The sequence below is a fragment of the Pseudoalteromonas rubra genome (genome assembly GCF_001482385.1).
Classification (GTDB): Bacteria; Pseudomonadota; Gammaproteobacteria; order Enterobacterales; family Alteromonadaceae; genus Pseudoalteromonas; species Pseudoalteromonas ardens.
The window spans coordinates 2896007-2910976 of record NZ_CP013611.1 but is presented as its reverse complement, the minus strand read 5'-3'; the positions used below and the strand labels follow the sequence as shown (position 1 = coordinate 2910976).

Genomic DNA, 14970 nt, shown 5'->3' with positions numbered 1-14970 from the left:
TCTGTCTGTCTTGGTGTGAAAGCGGTTACAGGGTTAACCTGAGTGTGCTAAAGTGCACACACTTTCACCACCGTGCTTATTTTCTAAGGTAAAAAATGCAAGTACTCAAAGCCACAGTGGCCGAGATTTCGTCACTGACCGAATACGTATCTAAAGTTGTCTTAACACCTGAGCAGGATGCCGAATTTGCAGCTGGCCATTACCTGCAGTTAGTACTGGGTGAAAAAGACAAACGCGCCTTTTCAATCGCCAGCAGCCCATCGAAGAAAAATGCCCTGGAGCTGCACATTGGTGCATCAGGTGCCGACTCTTATGCGATGCAAGCATTGGATCATTTAAAAGCGGCCCACACCAACCAAACACAGGTTGACCTGGAAGTAGGACTGGGTGTTTCTCAGGTTCGCCCTGAACAGGCAAGACCTCTGGTATTACTGGCAGGCGGCACAGGGTTTTCGTATGTTAAGTCCATGGCCGATCACCTTGCTGAAATTAACTACGACCAGCCAGTACTCTTTTACTGGGGCGTTAAAGAAGAATCTGCGTTGTATGCTAAGGCAGACATGGAAGCCTGGGCAAACAGCAAAGCAAACTTTCAGTTTATTCCTGTGGTTGAACATGCGTCAGAGCACTGGAAGGGTCATACCGGCTATGTTCATCAGGCAGTCATGAAAGACATTGTCTCGCTTGAACCATACAGTGTCTACATGGCAGGCCGTTTTGACATGATTGGCATAGTGCGTGACGACTTCATCAATCATGGCGCACAACGTGAATTCATGTTCGCGGACGCTTTTGCATTTATCAAATAATGCCCTGTGATGCGCGGTTGCCCAACCGCGCATTCAATTTATAAAATCAATCACTCTGATATAAATAATCCATTTTAAAAATTGATAACAGTTATCCATACTGGGTTTGTCACTTAACAGGAGAACCCCATGGCTAAACAATTTATCTCAGACATCATGTCCACACAATTTCCGCTGATCACCCCTGATACTGAAATCACGGAAGCCATTGCACAGTTAGAAAAGTTTGCCCTTTTTGGCGCCCCGGTCCAGGACCGCAATGGTAAACTGGTCGGCTTTATATCCGAGCAACAACTGCTTGCGCCATTGCTACAAAGTAGTTATTTCTGTGATGGTGCAACCCAGGTTGGTCAGTTAATGCGAAAAGAAACTTTGTCGGTCAGCAAAACCACCACTGTGGTGGATTTAGCGACGCAGATGCAACAGGACAAGCCAAAAATCTATCCGGTTGTCGATAATGAGAAGGTGATAGCGGTAGTCACCCGCAGCCAAGTGCTGAGTGCATTAAAAGAAAACTACTTAAGCTGCTCAACACACTGAGCAGCTTAGCAAAATACTAACGCGGGTTACGCATACTTTTGTAACAGCGCCTGCTTGTCTGCATCACTCAAAAATGCAATTTCAACCGCATTCTTTTGTGCCTGGAGGATATCAGAACCACTGAGACCAGCCTGTGGTGCAGCGCGTTCAAATTCATTGTCCAGCTCCACGCCTTGTACCGCAGGATCATCTGTGTTGATGGTAGCCAGAATACTGTGATCTAAAAACTGTTTGAGCGGATGCGTCTCAATGCTTGCCACGGTACTGGTTTGTAAGTTGCTGGTCAGGCAAGATTCGATACCAATGCGATTATCACGCAGATAATCCATCAGTTTAGGATCTTCAATGGCTTTCACACCATGGCCAATCCGCGTCGCGCCCAGCTCATTGATAGCTTGCCAGATGCTGCTGGCCCCTTCGGCTTCTCCGGCATGGATTGTTGCGCCCAAGTAGGCGTCACGAACTTGTTTAAAATGATCAATGAACAAGGCACCCGGAAAGCCGATTTCATCCCCGGCCAAATCCACTGCCACTAAATCGTTTTTGAACGCCAGCAAGGCATCGAGTTCATATTGGCATTTTTCAACGCCAAAGGTACGCGACATAATGCCAATCAGATTCACCTTGATATCCCGACCCTGCGTGGCAGATTTTATGCCGTCGACCACCGCCTCGACCACGCCTTGCGGATGTAAGTTATGGGTTTTAGCCATATAATACGGGCTGAAGCGCAGCTCAGTGTAATCCATGTTCTGTGCAATGGCGTCTTCCACATTTTCAACTGCAATACGGCGGCAAGCATCATAATCACCCAGCACCTTGACGCCCCAGTCCAGCTTGGCCAGAAAAGCCATCAGGTTTGGCGCATTATCAATGACCTGAACATGTGGCCTTAACCCTTCCACATCGTGAGCAGGCAGCGGCATATTAAACTTCTGACCAAGGTCTAAAATGGTCTCAGCACGCACGTTACCGTCTAAGTGGCGGTGTAAATCAAGTAAAGGTAGTTTGGTATTGATCATAAGGCACTCGGATTGCAGATAAAATTTTTCAGATCATACGCAGCTTAAGTGTAGTTTCAAGGACAAATATCCGCAAAGCGGAATATTCATCGCAAAAAAAACCGGTCAGGCGACCGGTGTTTTGACTGTATCATGGTATTACTGAGTGGCCAGCAGATAGGCTTTATCAAATTGCCCGGTCTGGGCATAAGCGCGCTGCGCTTGCTGCTGCCACAACGTTTGCCAGGGGGAGTTTGCCAGCGTGTCGAATATCTTGGCTGCCAGTTCGTACTCTCCCTCTGCATTGGCCAGACATGCCAGACTAAACAGCAACTCAGGTTGCTCCGGCTGCTTATGCAATGCCGCTTGTATCAGCTTGCGCAACTCAGGATCTGAGCTGCCAGCATACTGCAACGCCTCAGCCAATTGCTGGTACTGACCTTTTTTCAGATATTTTAATAAGTCACCGCGCACGACATCAAATTGTCCCTGTCGCAAGGCTTGCTGAGTAAAAGTACCTGCAGCCATAGGACGCAACGCTTTGGGTAGCGCGTTAAAGGTCGCCTGCGCCGAGCTGTCATCTAAGGCAAACAACGCATTGAGGTGCTTTTTCCAGCGCGCTTCTGACCAGCGCAATTGTTTATGCCTTTGCTGGATAAGTGTCAACGCTTGCTCACGCTGCTCAGCCTGGATCAACGCATCAAGGTAACTGGCAACCACGTTGTCCGGGACTTTTTTCTCATCCATTTGTGCACCCAGCAAGGACAGTGCCTGCTCACCCTGATTGGCTTGCAGCCACAACTTAGCGACCTCTCCCTGTGACTCTGGAGACATCCCCTGTAACTGTGCCAGCGCCTGTGCAGACTGTTGCTGTTGTAACGCAACCCGCGCCGCCATTGCGCGCTGCTGATCCTGCCACTGTGCTGGCAACTCAGCGATGCTCAGAGCCTGCTGCAACTGCGCGTCATCACCATTAATGCATGCCCAGACAGCCGCTTCCAAAGCTTGTTGCTGACGCTTATTTTTGCGCCCTTTTAGCCAGCCACGGCTACGAGCGAATGTCCGCCAAAGTGCACCCAGCACGCTCAGTACCAAAGCACCCAGCAACACAGCAAAAATCACAATTACAGCAAGCGCAAACAAAGAGGTCTCTATGGTGTGATTGTTCACCGCAATCAACAAGTAGCCTTTTTCGTCAATCAACAAATGGCCTGCTGCCAGCACGCCCAGCAGCACAATGATCGAGATCAGTGTACGTGTCATTGTAACCACTCCTTCACCGCCTGTGGGGTCTGTAACTCAAGCATTGCCTGAGCTGCAAACTCTTTTTGTTGCAGCGCTTTCAAACCTGCCTGCATCGCAACTACTGCACTGTCATCAGAGCGGTAATAACGCGCTAAGGTCATGCCGGCACCTTCCAGTGCGGTGAAATACACACTCTGCTGTTGCTGCATCAGAGCGGTCTGCGCCTGACGCAGATAACTGTTCAGCTGAGCGCGAATAAGTTGCTGCTCCTGAGCATCCAGTATCGGATCAATGACCGGTTTATCATGGGTGCGAAACTTAATGAACTGATCCTGGATTTTTAACCAGGAACGCCAGGCATTGGCCTTCCAGTCACTCACCTGCTCCGTTAATTCACGCTGTTCGCTCTGCGGATCTGCCGGTTTGGTCATGATCTGTAATGGCAAATCATCAGCCTGAACCACATAACCATGCAAATCCAAATATAGCGCTTCCAGCTGCGGTTTAGGCTGGGCCTTCAAAAGCGCCAGATCGGCGGCAATGGCGGTTTGCACAGTCGTTGTATTGCTTTGTTCACGCACTAGTGTATGCAAGCGTGTCAGTGTAGCGGCAGCAGCCAGATAATGGCGCTGAATATTGGCCTGAAATTCAGCGCTGCGTGTCAGCGCGGCAATTTCTGCTTTTTGAGCGCCCCCAAGCTGCTGCTTGGCTGTCTGCAAGGTCGCCTGTAATCGCTGTTCAAGTTCACGCGTTTGCGCCTTAAGTTGCTGCGCGATCGCCTGATCACGTTGCGCCAGCTGCCCATGTAGCTCGGCCAGAGTCTGTTTACTCGACGCCAGTTCACCGTGCAATTGCTGATTATCCTGAGTCAGTTGCGCCAGCGTTTGCTGATACTGAGTCAGCTGCTGTTGTCCCAGATAATAGACACCCGCAGCCCCGACCCCGGAAGTCAGCGCCACCACCAGAGCCAGGATGGCCGTTTTGCTGATTTTGCCCGACACAGCGGCGGGTTTGGGTGACTTGTCCGAAGCCTGAGGGCCTGACTGACTTTGTTGTTGTTCTGTCATAGTTCCACCTTGACGGGGCTGATTATCCATAATGCAGGCCAGTAACGCATCGTTATCGGCGCCTGCACTGATGGCGATTTGTTTGTCCTTTATCGCATATTGTTCGCGAAGGTATTCTGCACTGCGTTGACTGACCAGATAAAACCGACGGCTGCTCAGCCAGTTTAGTAATTTGCTTTGCTGGGTATTAAAGATGGCATCAATGGCCGCATTACTGGTGATCACTATACCGTCAATGCCTTGCCTTTGCCAGTGGTCCAACCAGACATCAGATCCAGTGGCAGCCGGGATCCGCTCATACACCACACAATGTGATACCCGGGCGCCGCGCTGTTTGAGCATCTTGCTGATCAGCGTGCGCCCGCCATGCCCTTTGACCACCACAACCCGATTATCCTCAATCTGTTGCAGTGCGGGCAAAGCGAGTAATCCCTCTGAATCATGCTGCTCGGGTACCATAGCACGGCGGTCAAAACAGGCCTCAATGGCCGCTGCGGTTTTTTCACCTACAGCAAAAAACTGACAGTCGGGAGAAAAGGTAGGCTGATGCTGTGCCAGGTAATACACTGCATCCTGAGAAATGAAAATCAGCTGTTCAGCTTCCATGATGGGTGCCAGTTCAGCCTCACTGACTGGCAGCTTAACCAGCTCAAGCACGGGGGTGCAGTCACAGCTGATCCCCTGTGCTTCAAGCTGTTCACCAAGCAAGGTTCCTTTGCCTGCCGGGCGGGTGATGGCTAGTTTCACATTAGTTGTCCCGGTAAACCTCAGCCAAAATTTGATCCGCACCTTGTGCCAGCAAAGATTCCGCCAGACGGACTCCCAATTGCTCAGCATCAGCAACCGATCCGCTTTGCTCGCCGCGTAAAATCTGGCTGCCGTCTATCGCACCAACCAGCCCACGCAAGGTAAGTTGCTCACCGTCGATTTCTGCATAAGCGCCAATCGGCACCTGGCAGCCACCTTCCAGACGACGGTTCATTGCGCGCTCAGCCAGCACACGCATGCGTGTTTCGCTGTGTTCAAGCGGGGCAAGCCAGGCCTGAACCTGCGCATCGTCGCTACGACATTCAATACCGACGGCCCCCTGACCATTGGCAGGCAGTGAGTCTTCAACACTCACAAAACTGGCGATCCGCTCAGCCATCTCCAGTCGGATCAAGCCTGCAGCGGCAAGAATAATGGCATCGAACTCACCGGCATCCAGCTTAGCCAGGCGGGTATTCACATTGCCGCGTAAATCTTTGATCACCAAATCAGGACGCTGGGCCCGGATCTGACATTGGCGACGCAGGCTTGAAGTGCCGACAACAGCACCTGCCGGAAGCTCAGACAACGCCTTGTAGCGGTTCGAAACAAATGCATCACGGGGATCTTCACGCTCACAAATGGTGTGCAATTCCAAACCCTCAGGAAAGTCAACCGGGACATCTTTCATCGAATGTACGGCAATATCCGCACGGCCTTCCAGCATGGCCTGCTCCAGCTCCTTCACGAACAATCCTTTACCACCGATTTTTGCCAGGGGGGTATCCAAGATTTTGTCGCCTTTGGTCGACATGGGTACTAGTTCAACCGTCAGGTCAGTGTGGAACTTTTCCAGTTCAGCTTTCACATACTCGGCCTGCCATAAGGCCAGCGCACTTTTTCTTGTTGCGATGCGCAACACATTTTTTTTCGTCGTCATGCTTTACTCAGTCTGCTCACTATTGAGCGGTTGCGATAATTCTAAAGGTTTTTTGTGCCAGTAGCCGATCATCTGCGGTGATCACTTCAATACGCCACTGACCACTTTGGCTGGGCATTATGTTTTTGCTGGAGTAGGTACGATGCCGGTTCGCACTGATGGCCAGATCAATCTCTGCCATTAACTGATCCTGATGAAACCATAAATGGCGAATGGTTTGTCCCTGCAAACCACGTACTTCAGTAAAGAAATACAGCTTATCCGAAAAGGCCGATTGCTCAACACTGTCTTTAAGCACATTCACCGGTTCCCGGTTCATCACTTCAGTGGTCAACACGGCACGGCTAATGTGCTTGGTATCAACCTGAGCAGCCATGGCCACACTGGCAACCTGTGCGTCCTCAGCAAAACGCTTAGTCGGCGCGTTGTTGGTGTCTTCATCAACGGTCAGCTCAGTAGTTTCCTGCTCATCAGCGACCACCTCTTGCTCATCAGCGACCACCTCTTGCTCATCGGTCAGCTCGGGTTCAACCTGACTGTTTTCCGCTGCTGCCGACACCACTAAATTCGCTGTGGCTTGCGGCAATGCAGCCACTACAGGTTCAGATATTAATGGTGCAGAGACAGACTCAAAGGCCAGCTGCCCATCGGGCTCACTGACAGACTCAGATGTGTCCATATCAGCAGTGTCAATAACACTGTCGACCTGAGCCGTTTGCTGATAGGTATTCATCGCCGTTACAGGCTGCTCATCGGCACTGACCGAATTCACGATCCCATAAAACAAAGCAGCCAGGCCACAAGCTGCCGCGCTGCCGACCACACCAATGCGGCGCCAGTGGTACTGGTATGTGATGGACTTAGCCGGGGCCTCATTTGCTTTCGTTACCGCTGTTTTAATCACAATGCGTTGTGTCATGGGGGATCACTCTATTATCACGTTAACCTAGCCAGTAACCAGGTGCGAATTGCCTCCAGCTCTTCCTGACAAACCTGATGCTGCATCGGGTAATCCTGCCAGCTTACTTCATAGCCTTGTGCTTGTAAGGTCTCAAATGCTTGTCGCCCTGCAACCATAGGAACCACGGGATCCAGGCTGCCGTGGGCCATAAACACGTTCAGGTCGGTTTGCACTGCTTGTTGCGCAAGTTTTTCAGGGGCACACATATAGCAAGATAACGCCATCACGCCACCCAGGCGCGCCTTGAAACGCGGCGCCACATGCAGGGCCATCACCCCGCCTTGCGAAAAACCGGCTAAAATGATGCGCTCTGCTGGGATACCAGCCGCCAGTTCAGCCTCAATAAGCGCCTCGACCAACTTCGCAGAGTCTCTCACACCCGCTTCGTCGGCTCTTTTATCCAGATCAAAGGATTTGATGTCGTACCAGGAACGCATCACCATGCCATTGTTCACGGTGACCGGCTGCTCAGGCGCATGCGGGAAAACAAACCGTACGCCTAGGTCGGCAGGTAATCGTAACTCAGGAGCAATCGGCAAGAAGCCCTCTCCTGAATCACCAAGGCCATGTAACCAAATTACGCTTGCCCTGTGAGTTCCCTGGGCTGGGTATTCTACAAACGGCAACATCAGTCGTGCTGCCATTCAATGGTCTGACCGGCCTGACGCGTTGCTGCATCACTCATAAACTGCCAGAACTCAGCGCCGCTACGGTTGTCTATCCACTGCGTATCGCGCAACTCAAAATGATGCCCATTAAACTTAGTGGCGACCCACACCTGATGCAACGGGGCTTGCTTGTTAATCACAATTTTACTACGGTCCGGAAAAATAATTTCCAGGATCCCGGATGCCGATTCATAATCCAGGTCGACCTCGCAGTCGTCAATTTGTTCCTCAATGGTCAACATTAACGCATCGGCTAACTCATGATATTCATGATCTGTCATAGCTTGATCCTTACTGTGCAAACCCCGAAAGTCCGCCGCTCGGACGGAATTAAATTTACTTTCTAAGCTGCTTTTTTTACCAATTCTGTTACTCTGCGATTATAAAGGCACTGACATCATTAATCTAATGAAAGCGACATACACTCAATTTAGCCTATTTACCCTGATCTTGACCAGCCTCTTGCTATTAAGTGCATGCGGTCAGAGTGGGCCTCTGTATTTACCCGAGCAACGTTCCCAACCGACCAATGCGCCCGAGCAAGCACCTCAGCCTGCCCAGGATACTACACCGTCTGAAGACGATGATACGAAACAGGAGTCGTAAATGGATTTCTTTCACTACCAGGATAACCAATTGCATGCCGAGCAGGTGCCCATAAGCGACATCGCTGCACAGTATGGTACGCCCTGTTATGTGTATTCACGCAAGACGCTGGAGCGTCATTATCATGCATTCACCGATGCCGCACAGGGGCATCCGCATCTGGTTTGTTATGCCGTCAAAGCCAACAGTAACCTTGCGGTACTCAATGTCCTCGCCAGACTCGGTGCAGGCTTTGATATCGTGTCCCAGGGGGAATTAGCACGGGTGCTCAAAGCTGGCGGCGATCCGGCCAAAATTGTGTTTTCTGGTGTCGCAAAAACCGCACAGGAAATCGCTTTTGCACTCAAAACAGGCATCAAATGCTTTAACGTCGAGTCCGCTGCTGAACTGCATCGCATCAGCGAAGTCGCCAGTGAGCTCAATCTGCTCGCGCCTATTTCAATTCGTGTGAACCCGGATATCGATGCCAAAACACACCCCTATATTTCCACCGGACTAAAAGAAAACAAGTTTGGTATCGATATCAAAGAAGCCTTTGATGTCTATCAGCTGGCTTGCGCTTTGCCGGGTCTTGAAGTGGTGGGCATAGACTTCCACATCGGCTCACAGCTTACTGAAGTTACCCCCTTTATTGCCGCACTGGATAAAGTACTGGCCCTGGTTCAGACGCTGGAATCAGCTGGTATCACACTAAAGCATTTGGATATTGGGGGTGGCCTGGGCGTGCCATACAACAGCGAAAAGCCACCTCATCCCAGTGCCTATGCGGCTGAGGTCAAAGCGCGACTGGCAAACTATCAACATCTGGAACTGATTTTTGAACCAGGGCGTGCCATTGCCGCCAACGCCGGGCTGTTAGTCACCAAGGTGGAGTACCTCAAGCCAACCAAAGATAAGCATTTTGCCATTGTTGATGCGGGCATGAATGATATGTTGCGGCCCTCACTATATCAGGCCTGGCAGCAAATCATTGCCGTTGCCCCCAGGCAGGACGATACCCCATTGTACACTTATGATGTTGTGGGTCCGGTGTGTGAAACAGGTGACTTTATCGGCAAAGACAGGCCGCTGGCTATTCAACCCGGCGATCTGCTGGCACAACGCGGTGCGGGCGCCTATGGCTTTACGATGAGCTCGAATTACAATTCACGCCCTCGGATTGCAGAAATCATGGTCGACGGCGATACTTGTCACTTGATCCGCAAAAGAGAGACTTTGGAATCACTGTGGCAGGGTGAGCAAGTGCTTCCGTAATGGCGCACAGCATGGCAAAGTAGGGTTATCACAATCATAAAATAGGTGCGGCGCATACTGGCGGCCGACACCAAAATAGATAAGGCTTTATGTTTGTAAATTTTTCTAAGATGCATGGTCTGGGTAATGACTTCGTGGTCGTGGATAACGTGACCCAGAATGTCTTTTTGTCACGGGACCAGATCCGTAAACTGGCACACCGTAATTTTGGCATCGGTTTCGATCAGCTGCTTTTGGTTGAGCCACCCTATTCCCCGGATCTGGACTTTCACTACCGCATATTCAATGCCGACGGCACCGAAGTAGAACAATGCGGTAATGGCGCGCGCTGCTTTGCCCGCTTTGTGCGCATGAAAGGCCTGACCAATAAGCATAAAGTGAGTGTCTCCACCAAAGGTGGCAACATTACCCTGTTCACTGAAAAAGATGGTCAGGTCACTGTCAACATGGGCAAACCAGAGTTTGCGCCAGCGCAGGTTCCGTTCAAAGCAAAGCAGCAAGAGCAAACCTATATTTTGCGTGCCGAGGAACATACCGTCTTTTGTGGCGTGGTTTCCATGGGTAACCCTCATTGTGTGATTGAAGTCGAGGACATTGAGCAGGCAGACGTCGACACGTTAGGGCCCCTACTGGAACAACACGAACGTTTTCCAAAACGTGCTAATATTGGCTTTATGCAAATCATTAATCGTGAACACATCAAGCTACGTGTCTGGGAGCGGGGAGCTGCGGAAACGCTGGCATGCGGCAGTGGGGCTTGCGCCGCTGTGGTGACCGGCATTGCTCAGGATAAACTGGCCAGTACAGTGCGAGTCGACTTACCCGGTGGTAGTATTCAGATCCGCTGGAATGGGCCAGGGCAAAGTGTCAAAATGACCGGTCCTGCAGAACACGTCTTCGACGGACAAATTGCATTATGAGCCACTCCTCAGAGCCTCTGACACCCGAGCAGGTACAGGCATTTCTCCACCAGCATCCTGATTTTTTGCTGGCGCATCCTTACCTGTTGCTGGAGCTGAATCTGTATAACGACACACAGAGTGCACCTAACCTGGCATTGTTGCAACAACGCACATTGCGTGAGCAAAACCAGCAACAACAAAAACAAATTGCGCAGATGGTCGTACATGCACAAGAGAATGAACAGATTTATCGGTTGTTCAGCGAGTGTCAGCGACGCCTATGGCAATGTCAGGATGTCGGTGCACTGAGTGTATTATTGAGTGATGAACTAACACAGTTGCCTAACGTCAGTCACTGCCAACTGGTCAACCTCAATGACGACAGTGAACAGGCCCGTGCGCTCAACGCGCTCAGGCACAGTCGTCTGAAAGCGTGTAACCGTTATCTGGGTCGCCTGAGCGCCTCGGAACGTAGCAGCCTGATCTCAGACACCCGCTGTCAGTCCTTTGCCCTCTATCCACTCGGAGAGAGCGATAACCCACATGCGGTATTACTCTTTGCGAGTCATTGCGCCGATCATTTCGCCCCCGACAATGGGGACCTGTTCGTCAGTGAGCTGGTGTCTTCTTTGCAGCTCAGATTGCAGCATCTGGCATGAGCAAGCCGCACCTTGATGCGAACCCCAACGCGCTCGGTCCGGGCTGGCTGGAGCCAATTGCTGACTTTGCTGCCTATTTAAAGTTTGAGCGCCAGTACTCGGCACACACACTCGGGCAATATCAGCGCCAGTTATTGCAAGCCGCCACATTTTTTGCCCCACACTGTGATCACTGGCTGGCCGTCAGCAGCGAGCTGGTCAGGCGCTACTCAGTGCAACTGCGCAGCCGACAATATAATCCACGTAGTATCAATCTAAAGCTCAGCTGTGTACGCAGCTTGTACAAGTTTCTGCAGCATAAGCAGTCCGTCAACCATGACACCCATAACCCGGCACAAGGGCTACGAGGACCAAAGTTTCAAAAGCCGCTCCCCAAAAGTCTGGATGTGGATCAGATGGCACAACTACTGGATATAGAGGATGACGATGTGCTTGCCGTACGCGACAAGGCCATGATGGAACTGATGTATTCCAGTGGGCTGCGGATCAGTGAACTAGTCAACGCCAACCTGCATGATATCCGTGATGGCGAGATCCGGGTACTGGGCAAGGGCAACAAAGAGCGGGTTGTACCGGTTGGCTCCAAAGCCCTGGACGCCATAGCACAGTGGTTAAAACATCGTCCGCAATTTGCCCATGCCGATGAGCCTGCGCTGTTTGTCAGTAAGCGAAAAACCCGGATTTCGGTGCGCCATGTGCGCGCCAGAATGCAGGAGTGGGGGATCCGCCAGGGGATAACGGGCACCATTCACCCACATAAACTACGCCACTCCTTTGCCACGCACTTACTTGAATCCAGTGGTGATCTGCGGGCCATACAGGAAATGTTAGGCCACACCAGTTTATCCGCCACCCAGGTCTACACCCATGTTGATTTCGGCCACCTGGCAAAAGTGTACGACAACGCGCACCCCAGAGCCCGCAAACAACGCAAAGACTGAATAGGCTTTCAGGCATTCTTTAGGTACACTCAAGCGGACCAAAAAATCAAGAGAGATGTTATGCGATTTAACCGTGCCATTGATGAGATTCAGGTGCTGAGTTTTGACCTCGACGATACGCTGTATAACAACCACCCCGTGATCGCCGCTGCGGTCCAAGCGATGAACGATTATGTCAATGCACTGGCACCCTGGCGTGCTCAGGGCCCACAGTTTTGGCTCACTTGTCGCCAACAGGTTGCCTTGCAGCAACCAGAACTCACCCATGATGTCACCCGTTGGCGTCAGATTGCACTGCGCTATGGTTTACAACAAGCTGGATTCAGCGCCTCAGACATAAATCTTCATGCCGAGGCAGCCTATCTGGCTTTTGCTACGGCCCGGAGTCAGATCGTGGTCGACGCGTCGATACTGACGTTATTGGCACGCCTGAGAAAGCGCTTTCGGCTCATCGCTATCACCAATGGCAATGTGGAAGTTAACCGCTTCAACCTGGCTGGCCAGTTCGAGTACGTGCTCATGGCTGGCCGAGATGGCCGCGCCAAGCCCCATGCTGATCTGTTTGATGCCGCATGCCAACAGTGTGCAGTGGCACCGCACCAGTTGCTACACATTGGGGATAGTCTGGATACAGACGTACAGGGTGCAAACCTGGCAGGATGTCGCAGCGTATGGCTCAATAACCAGGATACTTCCTATCGTTATCTGGGCCTTGCTGATCTCGAAATTTCAGACATTCATGCCCTGTCTGTGTTGGCTGATTAAACGCACAAACACGTTTATTTCAACAAACGGACTGGCGACTTCGGCATCAGTTGCAAAATCTTAACAAATCACGTACTAATAAGACTTTCGTATAATAAAACAACAATCGGAAGTCTATTATGTCATCACTGGATACCCATCAGGATACCGGGTTTTTTGGCCACCCTCGGGGCCTCTCAACTCTCTTTTTCACCGAAATGTGGGAGCGCATGAGCTATTACGGTATGCGCGCCTTATTGGTACTGTTTATGACGGCGTCTTTACAAGAGGAAGGCCTTGAGTTTACTGTCGCCGCAGCGGCTGCCATCTACGGTTTATACACCGGTGCCGTGTACTTTCTGGGTTTACCGGGTGGCTGGATTGCAGATCGTTTGCTGGGCGGACAACGTACCGTCTGGTATGGCGGGATCATCATTATGTGTGGCCACATCGTGCTGGCCATTCCCGCCCATGAGACCTTTTTCATTGGGCTTATCCTGGTCGCCGCCGGTACGGGTCTGCTAAAACCCAATATCAGTGCGATGGTTGGTCAGCTTTATCGTGATGAAGACGAACGGCGCGATGGTGGCTATGCGCTTTATTACATGGGTATCAATTTAGGCTCTGTGCTGGGGTATACCATCTGTGGCTATTTCATGGAAAATCTGGGCTGGCACTGGGCATTCGGTGCAGCCGCTGTGGGCATGGGCGTTGGCCTGATCCAGTATCGTAAAACCCTAGGTAATATTGCCCATGTTGGTGATCAACCCAGCAACCCGCTGTCTGCAGAGAAAGCACGCAAGGCCTGGTCAGTCATAGGCGCAGTGGTTGCCGTCGTCGCTGGCGTCGTCGCACTGACCTATACAGGAGTGCTCATCATTAACCCGGTTGTTGTTGCCCAATATGTGGCCGTGGCGTTTACCCTCATCTTCTTCGCCTATTATGGGTTCATCTACTTTGCCGGTGACCTGGCGCACGATGAGAAACGCAAAATGTGGGCACTCTTTTTAGTCTGTGTGGCCTCAGCCTGCTTCTGGTCCGGGTTTGAGCAGGCCGGATCTTCACTGAATCTGTTTGCCCGCGATTACACTGACCGACTCATAGGCGACTTTAGCATTCCTACTGCCTGGTTCCAGTCTACCAACTCCTTCTTTATCATCATCTTGTCCCCTTTCTTTGCAGCCCTGTGGATTAACTTGGCAAAGCGCATGATTTCCCCGTCATACACAGTTAAATGCGCCATTGGCCTGGTGATCATGGCCAGCGGCTTTATTGTCATGTTCTTTGCCGCGCAATATGCTGCTCAAGGACTTAAAGTGGCCCCTATGTAGCTGGTAACCACTTACTTCCTGCATACAGTTGGTGAATTGTGTCTGAGCCCGGTGGCGCTGAGTGCCGTCAGCAAACTATCGCCAAAACGCTTTGCCGGACAGATGATGGGCGTGTTTGTGTTAACTTACTCAATTGGAAACATCATCTCAGGCCTGCTGGCCGGTAACTTTGACCCCAACAACGTTGAACAGATGCCTAACCTGTACCTGCAGATCAGCCTGTTCTGTATTAGCGTGGGGATCCTGGTTGGCCTGTTTGGCTTGCGAGCCAAAATCTGGGAAGGTCAGACTCAGCAACAAGCCGCTTAGTCGCTCCGGGCCGGCCTCATCTGGCCCGGGATTAAGCCCCCTCACAGAGGTAGTGAAAAACCAGGCATCGCATCTGGACACTGTCTGGAAATTGGGTAAGCTGGCAAGGTTGCTGTCATATTCCACGGTGATCGGTGAAATACATCGCGTATTCATGCGACCTTGCCGATGTGAAACGCTTATTTAATAAGACAAAAAACGTGTGGCACAATGATCCGTTCGCGAGTGCTATTATTTTCACTCCCC

General features: G+C 51.3%; 15 protein-coding genes and 1 pseudogene. 9 read left to right on the top strand and 7 right to left on the bottom strand.

Features of this window, described 5'->3' with window-relative positions; all coding sequences use genetic code 11:
- Nucleotides 1-95: 95 nt before the first annotated feature.
- Nucleotides 96-809, top strand: a complete 714-nt coding sequence (fre, locus tag AT705_RS12640; protein ID WP_010387081.1) for an NAD(P)H-flavin reductase — start codon at nt 96-98, stop codon at nt 807-809.
- A gap of 129 nt (nt 810-938) precedes the next feature.
- Nucleotides 939-1349: a CBS domain-containing protein gene (locus AT705_RS12635; RefSeq protein WP_058796865.1), complete on the top strand. Its 411-nt coding sequence runs from the start codon at nt 939-941 to the stop codon at nt 1347-1349.
- Nucleotides 1350-1375: 26 nt separating this feature from the next.
- On the opposite strand, the gene add is transcribed toward AT705_RS12635, so the two are convergent.
- From add to cyaY, 7 genes are all read right to left on the bottom strand, one after another.
- Nucleotides 1376-2371, bottom strand: a complete 996-nt coding sequence (gene add, locus AT705_RS12630; RefSeq protein WP_058796864.1) for an adenosine deaminase — start codon at nt 2369-2371, stop codon at nt 1376-1378.
- Nucleotides 2372-2509: 138 nt separating this feature from the next.
- Nucleotides 2510-3613 (bottom strand): heme biosynthesis HemY N-terminal domain-containing protein, encoded by a 1104-nt coding sequence (locus AT705_RS12625; protein ID WP_058796863.1) that lies wholly within the window; start codon nt 3611-3613, stop codon nt 2510-2512.
- On the bottom strand, nt 3610-5409 hold the full coding sequence (locus AT705_RS12620) for a uroporphyrinogen-III C-methyltransferase (protein WP_058796862.1): 1800 nt from the start codon (nt 5407-5409) through the stop codon (nt 3610-3612). Before AT705_RS12620 ends, AT705_RS12625 begins: the two co-directional genes overlap by 4 nt.
- A 1-nt stretch (nt 5410) precedes the next feature.
- Nucleotides 5411-6349: a hydroxymethylbilane synthase gene (hemC, locus tag AT705_RS12615; protein ID WP_058796861.1), complete on the bottom strand. Its 939-nt coding sequence runs from the start codon at nt 6347-6349 to the stop codon at nt 5411-5413.
- Nucleotides 6350-6368: 19 nt separating this feature from the next.
- A complete protein-coding gene (locus tag AT705_RS12610; protein ID WP_058796860.1) occupies nt 6369-7268 on the bottom strand; it encodes a DUF2914 domain-containing protein in 900 nt (299 codons plus the stop codon).
- A gap of 17 nt (nt 7269-7285) precedes the next feature.
- A complete protein-coding gene (locus tag AT705_RS12605) occupies nt 7286-7939 on the bottom strand; it encodes an alpha/beta hydrolase (protein ID WP_058797992.1) in 654 nt (217 codons plus the stop codon).
- Entirely contained in the window at nt 7939-8259 is a 321-nt protein-coding gene (cyaY, locus tag AT705_RS12600; RefSeq protein ID WP_010387071.1) for an iron donor protein CyaY, read from the bottom strand. The genes AT705_RS12605 and cyaY overlap by 1 nt, the downstream gene beginning before the upstream one ends.
- A gap of 127 nt (nt 8260-8386) precedes the next feature.
- On the opposite strand from cyaY, the gene lptM reads away from it, so the two are divergent.
- The 7 genes and pseudogenes from lptM to AT705_RS12565 all read left to right on the top strand — a co-directional run bounded on the left by lptM (nt 8387) and on the right by AT705_RS12565 (nt 14724).
- Complete coding sequence (gene lptM, locus AT705_RS12595) at nt 8387-8584, top strand: LPS translocon maturation chaperone LptM (protein ID WP_058796859.1); 198 nt, start codon at nt 8387-8389, stop codon at nt 8582-8584.
- On the top strand, nt 8585-9838 hold the full coding sequence (lysA, locus tag AT705_RS12590) for a diaminopimelate decarboxylase (protein WP_058796858.1): 1254 nt from the start codon (nt 8585-8587) through the stop codon (nt 9836-9838).
- 89 nt (nt 9839-9927) lie between these two features.
- Complete coding sequence (gene dapF / locus AT705_RS12585; protein WP_058796857.1) at nt 9928-10758, top strand: diaminopimelate epimerase; 831 nt, start codon at nt 9928-9930, stop codon at nt 10756-10758.
- Nucleotides 10755-11399, top strand: a complete 645-nt coding sequence (locus tag AT705_RS12580; protein WP_058796856.1) for a DUF484 family protein — start codon at nt 10755-10757, stop codon at nt 11397-11399. Before dapF ends, AT705_RS12580 begins: the two co-directional genes overlap by 4 nt.
- Entirely contained in the window at nt 11396-12340 is a 945-nt protein-coding gene (gene xerC / locus AT705_RS12575) for a tyrosine recombinase XerC (RefSeq protein WP_058796855.1), read from the top strand. The genes AT705_RS12580 and xerC overlap by 4 nt, the downstream gene beginning before the upstream one ends.
- Nucleotides 12341-12400: 60 nt before the next feature.
- Nucleotides 12401-13105 carry an HAD-IA family hydrolase gene (locus AT705_RS12570; RefSeq protein ID WP_058796854.1) on the top strand — a complete coding sequence of 235 codons (705 nt, stop codon included), beginning with the start codon at nt 12401-12403 and terminating at the stop codon, nt 13103-13105.
- 119 nt (nt 13106-13224) lie between these two features.
- Nucleotides 13225-14724: pseudogene (locus AT705_RS12565) on the top strand (peptide MFS transporter).
- Nucleotides 14725-14970: the final 246 nt, after the last annotated feature.